This window comes from Streptomyces sp. NPDC003032 (assembly GCF_053591415.1).
The window spans coordinates 25,083-36,515 of the sequence record NZ_JBSFTT010000054.1; the positions used below are offsets into that span (position 1 = coordinate 25,083).

The 11,433-nt window shown below is 71.1% G+C and carries 13 protein-coding genes; 7 read left to right on the top strand and 6 right to left on the bottom strand.

All coding sequences use genetic code 11. From position 1 onward, the window contains the following. Together ACWDZ7_RS38870 and ACWDZ7_RS38875 are read right to left on the bottom strand one after the other, a co-directional pair. The gene (locus ACWDZ7_RS38870; protein WP_451803475.1) at positions 1-1,974 is read right to left on the bottom strand and encodes a hypothetical protein; all 1,974 of its coding nucleotides are present in this window, start codon (positions 1,972-1,974) and stop codon (positions 1-3) included. Between the two features lie 193 nt (positions 1,975-2,167). Beyond that, positions 2,168-3,418, bottom strand: a complete 1,251-nt coding sequence (locus ACWDZ7_RS38875) for an endonuclease domain-containing protein (protein ID WP_451803476.1) — start codon at positions 3,416-3,418, stop codon at positions 2,168-2,170. 111 nt (positions 3,419-3,529) lie between these two features. Here ACWDZ7_RS38875 and ACWDZ7_RS38880 point away from each other — a divergent pair, with 111 nt between their 5' ends. After that, entirely contained in the window at positions 3,530-4,090 is a 561-nt protein-coding gene (locus tag ACWDZ7_RS38880; RefSeq protein ID WP_451803477.1) for a hypothetical protein, read from the top strand. Positions 4,091-4,098: 8 nt separating this feature from the next. Here the strand turns inward: ACWDZ7_RS38880 and ACWDZ7_RS38885 are convergent, their stop codons facing one another. Beyond that, a complete protein-coding gene (locus ACWDZ7_RS38885; RefSeq protein WP_451803478.1) occupies positions 4,099-4,626 on the bottom strand; it encodes a DUF6233 domain-containing protein in 528 nt (175 codons plus the stop codon). A gap of 90 nt (positions 4,627-4,716) precedes the next feature. On the opposite strand from ACWDZ7_RS38885, the gene tpg reads away from it, so the two are divergent. The 6 genes from tpg to ACWDZ7_RS38915 all read left to right on the top strand — a co-directional run bounded on the left by tpg (position 4,717) and on the right by ACWDZ7_RS38915 (position 7,615). Continuing rightward, positions 4,717-5,307, top strand: coding sequence for a telomere-protecting terminal protein Tpg (gene tpg, locus ACWDZ7_RS38890; RefSeq protein WP_451201620.1), 591 nt, complete (start codon positions 4,717-4,719; stop codon positions 5,305-5,307). A gap of 103 nt (positions 5,308-5,410) precedes the next feature. Then, a complete protein-coding gene (locus ACWDZ7_RS38895; RefSeq protein WP_451803479.1) occupies positions 5,411-6,184 on the top strand; it encodes a hypothetical protein in 774 nt (257 codons plus the stop codon). Between the two features lie 211 nt (positions 6,185-6,395). After that, positions 6,396-6,734: a hypothetical protein gene (locus tag ACWDZ7_RS38900; RefSeq protein WP_451803480.1), complete on the top strand. Its 339-nt coding sequence runs from the start codon at positions 6,396-6,398 to the stop codon at positions 6,732-6,734. Between the two features lie 16 nt (positions 6,735-6,750). Further along, positions 6,751-7,038, top strand: a complete 288-nt coding sequence (locus tag ACWDZ7_RS38905; protein ID WP_451803481.1) for a hypothetical protein — start codon at positions 6,751-6,753, stop codon at positions 7,036-7,038. A gap of 74 nt (positions 7,039-7,112) precedes the next feature. Further along, a complete protein-coding gene (locus tag ACWDZ7_RS38910) occupies positions 7,113-7,343 on the top strand; it encodes a hypothetical protein (RefSeq protein ID WP_451803482.1) in 231 nt (76 codons plus the stop codon). Beyond that, positions 7,343-7,615 (top strand): hypothetical protein, encoded by a 273-nt coding sequence (locus tag ACWDZ7_RS38915; protein WP_451803483.1) that lies wholly within the window; start codon positions 7,343-7,345, stop codon positions 7,613-7,615. Before ACWDZ7_RS38910 ends, ACWDZ7_RS38915 begins: the two co-directional genes overlap by 1 nt. A gap of 672 nt (positions 7,616-8,287) precedes the next feature. On the opposite strand, the gene ACWDZ7_RS38920 is transcribed toward ACWDZ7_RS38915, so the two are convergent. From ACWDZ7_RS38920 to ACWDZ7_RS38930, 3 genes are all read right to left on the bottom strand, one after another. Next, positions 8,288-8,734: a hypothetical protein gene (locus ACWDZ7_RS38920; protein WP_451803484.1), complete on the bottom strand. Its 447-nt coding sequence runs from the start codon at positions 8,732-8,734 to the stop codon at positions 8,288-8,290. 358 nt (positions 8,735-9,092) lie between these two features. Then, entirely contained in the window at positions 9,093-9,566 is a 474-nt protein-coding gene (locus ACWDZ7_RS38925; protein ID WP_451803485.1) for a helix-turn-helix domain-containing protein, read from the bottom strand. Then, complete coding sequence (locus ACWDZ7_RS38930; RefSeq protein ID WP_451803486.1) at positions 9,563-10,321, bottom strand: hypothetical protein; 759 nt, start codon at positions 10,319-10,321, stop codon at positions 9,563-9,565. The genes ACWDZ7_RS38925 and ACWDZ7_RS38930 overlap by 4 nt, the downstream gene beginning before the upstream one ends. Positions 10,322-11,433: the final 1,112 nt, after the last annotated feature.

Genomic DNA, 11,433 nt, shown 5'->3' on the forward strand with positions numbered 1-11,433 from the left:
TCAGACAAGAAAGGGGCCGCCGCGCTGGGACAGGACGGTGGGCTGGCCGGTCTGGTCGAGGATCGCGCGCCGCCAGGCCCTCCGGTCGCGGTAGTGGTCCGGATCCAGGCGCTGCGAGTTGGCCTTCCACTCCGCCACATGCTGCACAACCGCCTCCAGCACGACGGCCTCCCGCTCGGTGACCCCTGCGGCGGGTCCGGCGTAGTGGAAGGTGCCGATGACGGCGAGGACACCGTAGTACGGCAGCAGTGTCACCGGATCCTGCGCCTCGACGGCACGCTGGAGGGCCACACATACGTCCGGCAGCGCCTCCTGCTCCGCCTGCGGCAGCACTGCCGCCGGGGTCATGAGGAGCCAGGCGAGCAGTGCCTCGGCCTCGGCGGCGTTCACCCGCACGCCGCCCCCGGCGAACAGCTGGTCGAACAAGCGCAGCAGCAAGTCCAGGCGGCGGGGCTTGGCCCGCCGGTCGTACAGACAGTGCGCGCACAGCCATCCCAGGGGGGTGCAACCCCGCCCGCGCGGCTGGTGGAGCCGGCCGACGACCTCCCCGGCCGCCACGGGGGTGGTGCACAGATGGCAGGAGGAGTCCGCTGGCGCCCGGCGGATGCGCATCGGCTCCGGCATCGAGCCCGGTGCGACCTCCGCCTCGGCACCGCGCGCATGCTCCCGGTACGCATCTGGATGACGGACCCATTCCTGGGCCTGGCAGATCCCCTCTCGCAACTGCTCGTCGTCCGCGTCGGCGCGCTGCTCCACCCCCATCACATAGTTGAGACGCAGCTGGATGAGCGCGTACGGCTCACCGACCGCGGTGGCCAGCGGCCCCACCCACTGGCTCAGCACCCGGCGCAGCTCCGCGCCGTGCATCCGGTCAAGTTCCTCCTCGGACAGCCAGGGCCGTCGGGACCCACCCTTGGGGATCAGGGACGGTTCGTCGATCCAGCGCTCCACCAGAGTCAGACCCGCGGCGAGCTGGGCCAGGGACGCGCGGGCCCGGTTCCTGGCCCCGGTCTCCCGGTTGATCAGTGTGTTGATCTCCCGCGCCGACCGGCGGGCGGCGTGCCCGGCCTCCCCCGCCCCGTCGTTCAGGGCCTGCCGGGCCCGCCGGTAGGTGAGCCGGACCGGCGGCTCGCACGAGCGGCACGCCGCCCCGGCCCGGGCGGCCGGCTGCTGGCCGCACGCGACGCACACGAAGCCGGGGCACTCGCCGCACAGGGCGTCCGCACCGTCGGGGACCTCCGCGTACCCACCCGGCGGCACCTCGGCGCGCAGCTGGTCACCGACCGAGCGGCACAGGCCCGTACAGTGCTCCAGCGCCGCTAGGCCCTCCTGACGTACCAAGAACTGGCGCACGACAGGGAAATCCGTCTGCCTGTCGCTGCGGTGGAAGCTCTCCTCCGCAGCGGCCCGGTAGGCGTCCAGCAGCCACTTGTCAGCGCTGTTGTCGACCTTCCCGTCGTCCAGGCACGGGCACGGCAGGCGCTCCGCATATCCCGAGAAGGTGGCGCCGAACAGGCCGCACTCGGGGCAAAGCGTCCACCGGTACGGAAAATCGCCCGACGCGTACATCCCCCGCTGCCGGTGCCACGGCCCGCCGGAAAGGTCACGGGAGGGGGTGTAGCCATTCGGGATGCCTCCCAGACACAGCAACACCTCCCCGTGCCACTCCCTGTCGACCTCGATCTGCGGGTCCTCGGCGGACTCCTCCTCGCCGTCGTTCCACGGCTCCCACACCTCGCCGCTGTCGATGACGGCGGCGGTGAACCGGCCCCACCACGACGGCGCGGTTTCCAACTCGGCGGCGAACCAGCGCCGTTCACGCGGCAGCCAGAACGCTGGCCTGCACGCCGAGCCGTCGGCGGCCCGGAAGGACCGCGGCTCGTACACCCACGGCACGTCCAAGACGTCGAAGAACACCGACCACCGGGCATGAAGATCCGTACGAAAGCCCACTGTGACCACTTCGTACGCCATGAACCCTCCCCGCTGTGACGTCTCTTGGACCGCGCCCCACGATGGCCCCCAGCACGAGCGGCGACCGGCCCGCGTCACCGGCTCGGCCCCAGGGAGGGACCTTCCGGCCGTGGTCCGGGGCTCGCTCGTGTATCCGCGGGGATCGGATGGCCATGCACGCGATGCCGTGTTCAACGACGTAGCCGGATGGCGGTCACCCCGCGTCCATGGCCGGGCCGGGAGAAGGCCGGCCTTCCCGTGCGGTAAGCGCCGCGTCGACGAAGGCCTGCACCAACGCGGCCATTTCGGGCGCCGTCACGTCCTTCGTCCACCGGCTGGCATGCCATCCGCTGCACTCCAGCTCGAACCGGCGCACACCGTGGGCGTGCCCCACCTCGCGGGCGTACGGCTCGCGCGGGCAGCGCTCGTGCCGCTCGGTCTGCTCCAGATGCGCGCGGACGACAGCGGTGTGGAACCGGCGCGGCAAGGTCCGCTGTTCGAGGCAGCCGCGGCATTCCAGGAGGTGCAGCGGCGCCCCTTCGAGGCGGAGGAACAGGTAGGGGAGCCCTGTTCCTTCGCGGGTGTTGCAGCTGCCGCACAGCGGGCCGCGGACGTAGCCGTGCTCGTGGCAGTGATCCCACGCCGCCGCCGGGCTCTGCTTGCACAGCCGGCACAGGTAGTCGTCTGCCCGGGTACCACGCCGGCGGTGAGCGTCGTACAGCACGCCCCGCAGATGGCCGGTGTACAGCTGGCTGGACTCCCCGGCACACGGCGGGCACATGGTGATGTACCCCGTGCGGGTGTTCCGTCGCCAGCCTCCCTCGTACGGTCCCTGGGCTCCGCAGCGGCACAGCCGGGCCCGGTCGACCAGCTCGCCCTGCCGCTGCTCCCAGCGGTCCAGGAGCTCGGTGTAGGCCCGGGGCAGAAGCCAGGTCTCACCGGTCCAGGCCAGCAGCTCGAGGGGCCGGGTGCCGGCGATGTTCTGCAGGTGCCGGGCCTGGCTGCTGGAGGTGACGAACTCCTCCCACGTCAGGCCCCCGGGCAGCCCGTTGTCACCGATGGCCTTCCAGTCGCCCCACTCGTCATAGGGACGGTTCTCCTGGAGCTGCTTGAAGCGGGCCCGCTCGACCATCCACGACGTCAGCGTGCGCCGCCAGTCTGGCCGGTGCCACTCGGCCGGGTCGCGCTCCGGGAGGTCGCGGTACGCGGGCAGCTGCACGTCGACGACATCGCCCAGGTCCACGTACAGGTCCGCCAGGGCCTGGCCGGCGGCACGGATGTCGCGTTCGTCGTACATCCAGCGCGCCTTGTGCTTGTAGCAGCGCACCGCTATGTCGCCGAAGAAGACATGGCCGTGCTGCCGCAGACGCGGCATGTGGAGGAGCTCGTCAGGGTCCAGCGGCACCGTGGCGTTCTGCGTCAGGTCCGCGAAGAGGCAGCGTGCGTACTCCCGGCTGATGGGCATGGCCGGATGGTGGCAGCCGCCACTGACAACGCCGCCCGAACTGCACGCCGTTGCCGGTCAATGCTGAAGAAGCGACTTCGGCGGCTGCGTCGACGCGCCTACGATGCGGTGGTGCGGAACACGAAGGCGTTCAAGGAAGCCGTTGCCCAGACGCTCGCGGAGCTGGCCCGCCGGGGGGTGACCCTTGCGCCGACGACCGTGGAGGACACAATCGAACGGCAGATCGCCACCGTGGCGGAGCGGCTCGGGATCCAGGTCCGTTCCGCCTGGCGGTACTTCGACGCCTCCGCCACGGCCGACCGGCTCGCGCAGAGCCTGTCCTCCTACGAAGAGAGCAGCAGCGAGAAGGTCGTCGGGCAGGCCCCGATGCCGCCGCTCGACAACCCGGAGCTCGCCCTGGTCCTCGCCGGGGTACCGGACTCCCTGGCTCAGACCGGCGGCGACCTGTACGCAGTCATCATCAACGTCGCCGTCAACGCCTGGATGGCCGGCCACATCCACGGCGAGGACGGCTGCACCGGCTGCGACGGCAGCCGCGGCCCGGCCGGACACGACTGGGAAGCCCGGATGCGCACCATCAACGAACTGCAGCCAAACATCACCAAGTGGTTCGACCGCGACGTGTGGACCACCGCTGTCAACGACGCCGGGTACACCGTCGCCCGCCGCTGACCTCCCGCTCACGTCTCTTCGAAGCCGCACTCGAAGCCCTTGAGGACGGGGTCCAGCTCAGCGGCCGCGCCGCACAGCGAGCACAGCCGCACCCCCGGCTGCTCGGCTGCGTCCAGCGCCCGCTCCAGCGGCAGCACCGGCGCTCCGGCCGGCACCTCTTCGCAGTCGACGGCGTGCACGACACCGCCCCGGCCGGGACCGCGCCCGCCGGCCTTCGCCAGTACCCAGCCGGACGGCCGCCGCGGCCCCAGCGCCTCCTGGACGGGCGAGGGCTGCTCCAGGTACTCGGTGGGCACGGCGTCGTACGAGACGCCGTCCACAGGCCGCACGTGGTCAGGAGCGCGCACCCAGACCCGGTACTCGGCAGGTTCCACCGTGTCGCCGGGGCCGTTGCGGTAGGCCGGGAGCCCGACCTCATACCGCCAGCCGTCGCGGGCCTGCCGCCGGGACCACAGCTGCGCGACGACCTCCTGGTCCCCGGGCAGCAGCACCCGGATCGGCACCGGCACCGGCTCGGGGGCGGAGGACGTCGTCACGTCTCCCACCGTACGGACGGACGCCGACAGCACCGGCCCCGGCACGGGCGCCCGCCTCTGTCCACAGGCGAGCCGTGAGCCCCTGGAGGCATGAGCGAACACGAGCAACAGCGGCCGGCCCCACGTCGCGGCAAGGTCCTGGAGGCCCTCGCGCGGGCGGAGCGGAAGGTCTTCACCCGGCCCGCGCCGAAGTCCGCGAATGCACAGGTGAAATTCCTCCTCACGCGGGTGAAGGGGTCGGCCAAGGCCCTGGCGGAGCGCGTGGGGACCTCGACCCGCACGATCGAGCGCTACCGCGCCGGGAAGCTGAAGACCCCGCAGAAGCGCCTCCAGGCCGCCCTGGTGGAGGAGACCGAGTCCGAGTGGCAACCGCAGGTCAGGGCACAGGCACGTCAACAGGCTTCCACGTCCAGCGGAATGATGGTGGAGGTGACGGCGTACTTCGGATTCACGTGCTCGGGCAGCTCGGACGACGGCCGCATACGCACCATCACCACCCCGATCTCACCCACCTACGCGAAGCAGATCCTGGAGCTCCAGGAGGCCGGAGCGACAGAGGAGGATCTGCATCCGATCGTCGCGGAGGCCATCACCGAGTCGTATTTCACGGAATGGGGCACCCGGGCCGATGGCCTGCGCGCGGATTTCACACACGTTCAAGCCATCGAGTTCCTATTCTAACCCGGTCGATTTACGCGCCTGCTATAAAACAATCCGGCGGGCCGCCGTACAGCGCTCTGACGGCGGCCCGATCCCGAATCCGCACCACGAATTGAGGCCGACGATGACCACGCCCTGGCCGCCCCGGCGCACCGCCCGCCGTCCGCTCGCCCCGCGCGTCGCCGCGCTCCGCGAGCCGGTCGACCCGGCCCGCATCGGCCGCCGCGTCGTACGGCGACGGGCGAAGGGCATGGACGCCGACGCCGTCGCGGCCGCCCTCAAGGACGCCCGGTTCGACGCGCGGCAGGACTCCCGGCACGAGGACCTGGCCGACGACGTCCGCGGCCCGGCGGAGCTCGCGGAGTGGGAGCGCATCGACCAGCTGCTCGCCGCCGCGTCGGCGGGCACCGTCTACGACCCGGACACCGACGACGTCGTCCGCGCCGAACTCGCGGCCGAAGCCGCGGCCGCGGCCGCCGCCGCCCGCGAGGCCGAACTGCGCGAAGCCGCCCGGGTCGCGGCCCGCGCCGATGAACTCCAGGCGCTGCGCGAGCTCGGCACGCTGGAGCAGATCGAGCCCCGCACCGGGGACGAAGCCGCCCGGGACGAACTCACTCGGCGAGCCGGCGGGTACGTCCAGGCCGACGTCGACGCCTGGCTCGCCCACGCCCTGGCCGCGCACCGCGGCCACTACCGCGACCCCGCCGCCCGCAAGGAAGCCGCCGGCCTTCTCACCCCACCGGTCCTCGCCCACGCCGCGCTGCTCGCCGAACTCGCCCGCCTGGTCCCCGACGCCGACGTCGACCAGCTGGCGTTCGCGGCCCGACTCGCCACCGCCGAACCCGAAGCCGCCGGTGAACTCGCCGTGCTCCTCGCCCGCGCTCATCCCGCCCGCTGATCACCGAAGGTGACCAACTGACTGTCACGCTCGGGTGTCACGCACCCCCGATCCGACTGTCACGCTGCCCTTCGGGCCCGCAATCACGGGGCCAACCCCCCCGTTTTCGCGCACACCGAGCAGCGTGACACCCCCGCCGGGCGCGGGTACGGAACGTAACCGCCGGGATCGGCCTCGTGCGGGCCGCCGGGTGCGGAAAAGAATCTCCGGGGTGAGCACCGACAGCGCCACCGCCGCGCTCTACGCCCAGGCCCTGCAGAGCACCGCCACCGACCCGAGCCGGTGCACCGTGCCGTGGGGTGTGTGCCCGGAGCACGGCGGCACTCTCAAGTCCCGCGCGCGAGCCACCGAGGGCGTCGACTCCTGGTGCACGAACCCCGTCTGCTTCAACGTCTGGCCGTACGACCGGCTGGACGCGGCCTGCACCGAGCCGGCCACCCACACCATCCAGGCCGACGACGGCGACCGCTACGTGGTGTGCGACGGCCACGCCCTGACCGCCCGCGCCCAGATCACCGACGGCCAGGTCCTCCCCGGCCTGCCCGCCTGAGCAGCCGGGAGGCGCGATGACGCAGCACGAGTACCAGGTCATGGCACGGTGCACCGACCCGTCCCACCCCGGCGCCACCACCCTGATCTACACCACCCACGCCGCCTCGATCCAAGAAGCCACAGCGAAGGTCCAGAAGCTGCGCATCGACAAGATGACCCCGGGCCTCTACCGCATCACGCAGGTGACGCAGCGCGGACCGGAGTGCACCTGCGCCCAGCCCGGATTCGGCGGGCAGTGCGCCGGCGAGCCCTGGTGTCACAAGGTCGAAGAGGCCGCGGCCGCGAGCACTGTGCCCGAGTGAGCGGAGCGGCCCCACGGCCGCCGTACGGCCGATACCGTGGTGGCACACGCCCGTTCGCGCCCTGGAGGCCCTCGATGAGCGAACAGCCGGCCACCGCCGACCACGCCCGGCAGTTGGAGCCCGCGGCCGCCGACGCGGTCCGCGCGTACGCGGCCAAGACCCGCGCCGACGCCGACCGGTTCGCCGCCGTCCTGGAGGACATCGCCACCAACGGCCTGCCCGACCCCGAACAGTGCACCCCCTGGGAGGAGCTGCGCGAGGCCCACCTCGCCCGCCTCGCCGCTCAGCGCCCGGCCGTCGCCTGATGGCCCCACAGCACGGCCCGCGCCGCGCCCGGATCGCGTTCTCCGACTCCGCCGCCAAGCAGCTGGAGAACATCACCAGCGAGGCAGAGATCCACGCCCTGGACCGCGCCCTGGTCGTCGTCTCCGTCGACCCCGAGGTCGGCGAGCCGATCCCCGGCGACACCACTGGCCCCCAGCTGCGCGAGTACGCCGACGAAGTCGAGCGCGTACGCCTCCTGTACTGGGTGACCGCCCTTCGGACCGTGGTCGTCGTCGCCTACCTCGAGGTCTGACCCGCGACGCCCTGGACCAGGCCGACCGCGTGCTGCTGGCGCGGCCGGCCTCTGCGCATGTCCGTCGGTTGGTGAGGGATCGGGTCTGTCGGTTGGTGAGGGATGGCTCGCGTACAAGGAAGACGTAGGACTGACTGACCTGATGACGGGCGCGCTCTTCCTCACCCGCCGAAGGCGAAGTACCGGAAGTACGGCCGGGCAGCTGCCGCCCGCCTTGCACCCTTACACCCCGGCCTCCGGACGCTGCGCCGGCGGCTCGGTGGGGGCCTGTCCGGAGGCGTCTTGCACCCCATTGGTAGGTACTACAGGTAGTACCTACCAATGGGGTGCAAGACGCCTCCGGACAGGCCCCCATTGGTAGGTACTACAGGTAGTACCTACCAATGGGGTGCAAGACGCCTCCCCAGCGCAGCGCAGCATTCGCACGCCCCGCCCCGGAGAGCCACGACCCGGCTGCCGATACGCGCATCCCGCAGCACGCCTTGCACCCCGCGCGACCTGCGCCGTGCAGCAGCCGCTGCTGCTCCTGGTGGCGAAGGGTGGCAAGGCCGTCTGCCGCATCCCGCAGCACGGGCCGGAGTGCAGCAGCGTCCCGCCAGGCGGCACACGGGTGCTGCTCGTGTAGCAAGGCCGACCTCACCGCGTGCAGCGGAGCACCGCGGCAATCAGCGGCTACGCGGGCGCGGCTGCTCCTGTCGGCCTGTTGACCTGTCGGCTGCTGCTGCGCCCGCACGCCCGCACGGCGCAGTCGAGGAGGACGTCGAAACCAGCGTCGAGGTCGACTCCGGAACCGTGGCGCGCGACCTCGCGGGCTCCCTTCACGGCCTCCCAGGCGACGGTCTCAGCGAGGGTCGGCCGCTGGCCGTAGAAGTCCAGGGCGTCGGCAAGGTAGGCGGCGAAGCCGAACTGATAGGTCCGGGCCTGGTCCACCTCGTCCACGCGGCGTTCGGCGCGGCGTGCCGCCTCGAACCAGTCCAGGGCCCGGCCCCGGCCCACGGCGTTGACGACGATCGTGAAGAACGACGTCACGGGCTCCGTGCTCGCGGGCCAGTCATCGGTGGGGAGGCCGTAGCGGTTCGCCAGCTCCTGGGTGAAGTGGATGCCGAAGTTGTGCGTCACGGCCTACTCGTACCGCGCCGGCCGACGCTCGGGCGGGCGGCGCGCGGCAAAGCCTTTCGGGAACGCCCGTGCGGGTCGTCCTGCCTGCGGCTTTCCCCTGGAGGGGAACGGTGTACGCGGTGCTCGGCCGGACGGCGCTTGTTCTGGAGAACTAGAACAAGGCGGTATCCCTGGTGCTACCGCCTACTTGCTGCCCGCGCTACGCCAGCAGAGCTGGCGATGGTCGGTTTGGTCCTGTACGGGGAAACCTTTGTCCACCCAGACGGGGACCTCTGGTGTCGGCGCCGACACCGGGAACGCGATCGGCGCTGCGCCCGTGGAGGGGGCAGCGCCGATGCCGTGCGAGGGTTCGGTCGGGTCAGCCGACGGCGTGTAGCGAGCCGCGCCTCTTGGCGGCCGCGGCCTTCTTGGCGGCGGCCGCGGCCGCGCGCTTCTTGCGCTGCTCGGCGAGCTGGTCCTGGTAGGCGGCGACGGCCCGGTGGTAGTCCGCCACGTAGGTCTTGCTGTCCAGCCGGTCCGCCTTGGGCATCGCCTTGACGGCGTCCAGGGCGTCCTCGGGGGAGTTGTAGCCGGCCAGCATCGGGTTGATCTGGTAGACGCCGTTGCGGACCTTCTTGACGAGCTTGGCCAGCTCCAGCTCCCGCAGCGCGGCGTTCACGCTGGGGCGGCTGAGCCCAAGCAGCTCACCGAGGGTGGCCTGGTCCACCGCGATGCGGCCTCCGGCCTCGCTGCGCGCCCGGAGCTTCAGCAGCGCGCGGTAGGCGGCGGGCGGCAGGTCCAGGTCGGCGAGAAGACCGTCGGCATTGGTCGCCGACCACTTCAAGGTGCTCACTGGGCTGATTCCTCCTCCTGGCGCTGCGCACGGGCCAGTCGGCGTGCAGCGCGTTCCTCGGCCCGCTTCTTCCGCAGTTCCTCGATCGCCTCGCGCATGTGCTCCAGCGACGGGAACCGCACCAGATCCGGCAGGCTCTCGTCCCTGCGGATCTTCGCGATCGTCTTGTCCTGGTCGACCTGCACGTACTCGGCTTCGACCAGCTCCGTGCCCGGGATGAACTCCGCTACACGGTACGAGTAGGGCGGGTTGAACTGGTAGACGCCGCGGCGCACCTTGAAGACGATGCCATGGCTCATGACCTCCTGCAGCGCCTCGTTGGTCTTCGCGCGGGGCACGTCCAGGACCGTCGCCATCTCCTCCTGTGTCAGCCGGATCTGCCCGCCGGCCTTCTGGCAAGCGATTAGCAGCAGGATCAGCCGCAGCGGCAGGGCCTCGCGGAAGTACTGCGCGATCAGGAAGAAGAACTCCAGTGAGTCCATGGAGAACGCCTTGGGGCGCTCCGGGTGCTCGTAGAACTCCATCGGCTTGCGCTCGCTGCTGAGCGAGAGCTTCCGGCGCGGGTAGCGGCGAGCGACCGAGTCGAGGTCGTCAACCGGCTGCACCGGCTTGGACCATGCCTGGATCTCCTCACCGAGGGGCAGCTCCGTACGGCGCGGCGCGCGCTTCGGTGCGGGACGACGGCGCTGTGGCTCGGGTGTCACGAGGCTGCTCTCCACTCCGCTGATCTTGGACGCCAGCAGTATGTCAGCCACGCCGACAGATATGTCGGCCTCACTGACATTCCGGCGTGTTGTGTCCCCCCAGGGGGGACAGATCTCCCCCCTCCAGGCGACGGCAGACCGTTCAACGGGACGCCGTCGCAAACGTCGGCCTGGCTGACGTTTCGAGCCCAAAACTGTCGGCTTGGCCGACATTCCGTCTGCGATGTGACTACCCAGGAGGTACACATCGCAGACGTTGTGTACCTCCTGGGGTGACAGATCGCCGGACGTGCAGGCCGCTGACCAGCGGGTTCTTGATCTGCGTAAGTATTAGGTGGCTGAGGTCCACCCGCAGGCGCCGAACCGGACCCCTCGTGGCTAAGGCGGCTTCGCGTGCGGGCCCGTGGGCCCGCACAGACCGTAGGCGGCACCAGCGGCTCTGAGTCTCGGGCGGTGTCGACCGTGACGAACAAGCACCAGGAGGCGGGGCCGGCCTCCATGGCGGGTTCCGCCGCCCGGCCCGAGGGGCCGTTCGGCTCCGGTACCTCCGCACGCCGGAATTCATGCTTGCCGATATCCGAAGTACTGTTCTGTGGCTGAGGCCCCAAGCCGCTCAATTCGTGATTCCTCGCATGACTGGGTGGCAAAACACGGGCGTTGACTTTTCATCAAAAGGTGCGCCCCGCCCGGGTGGTTGGGGGGTGTCCCGTGTTTCCGCCAACGGTACATGCTGCATCAACCCGATGCGTGCACTACACTGGAACCCACACGAACGAGCGACCCCCACCCCACTAACCAGCCCGGCCCGCGCCAGCGGGCCCCAACGGTTCTGGAGGCGCAGCCGGAAGGACCGTCAGGCGGGGGAGCGCAGCGGACTCGCCGGGAGCGCCCCGCGCTCCCCCAACTCCCCCACTAGAGGCCCCACTAGCCGCACCACCACACCCCAGAGGCACGGCCGCGCGATGCGCGGCCAGCCGGGCGCGCAGCGGCCGGCCCCACTGCCTCCAGGAGCGCAGCGGAGGGAGGCGCCCACGCTCCGCGTGGGCGAAGGGAGCGCAGCGACCGCCCCGCATGCCAGTGCAGATACCCGCGACCGAGCACGGCACCGAGGTCGCCGTCATCGGCGGTGGCCTCTCCGGCATCGTCGCCGCGTACGAACTGAT

Coding starts and splice junctions, on each gene's coding strand:
- ACWDZ7_RS38910 (WP_451803482.1), top strand. CDS start 7,113: ATGAGCGAACAGCCGGCCACCGCCGACCACGCCCGGCAGTTGGAGCCC.
- ACWDZ7_RS38870 (WP_451803475.1), bottom strand. CDS start 1,974: ATGGCGTACGAAGTGGTCACAGTGGGCTTTCGTACGGATCTTCATGCC.
- ACWDZ7_RS38915 (WP_451803483.1), top strand. CDS start 7,343: ATGGCCCCACAGCACGGCCCGCGCCGCGCCCGGATCGCGTTCTCCGAC.
- ACWDZ7_RS38875 (WP_451803476.1), bottom strand. CDS start 3,418: ATGCCCATCAGCCGGGAGTACGCACGCTGCCTCTTCGCGGACCTGACG.
- ACWDZ7_RS38895 (WP_451803479.1), top strand. CDS start 5,411: ATGACCACGCCCTGGCCGCCCCGGCGCACCGCCCGCCGTCCGCTCGCC.
- tpg (WP_451201620.1), top strand. CDS start 4,717: ATGAGCGAACACGAGCAACAGCGGCCGGCCCCACGTCGCGGCAAGGTC.
- ACWDZ7_RS38905 (WP_451803481.1), top strand. CDS start 6,751: ATGACGCAGCACGAGTACCAGGTCATGGCACGGTGCACCGACCCGTCC.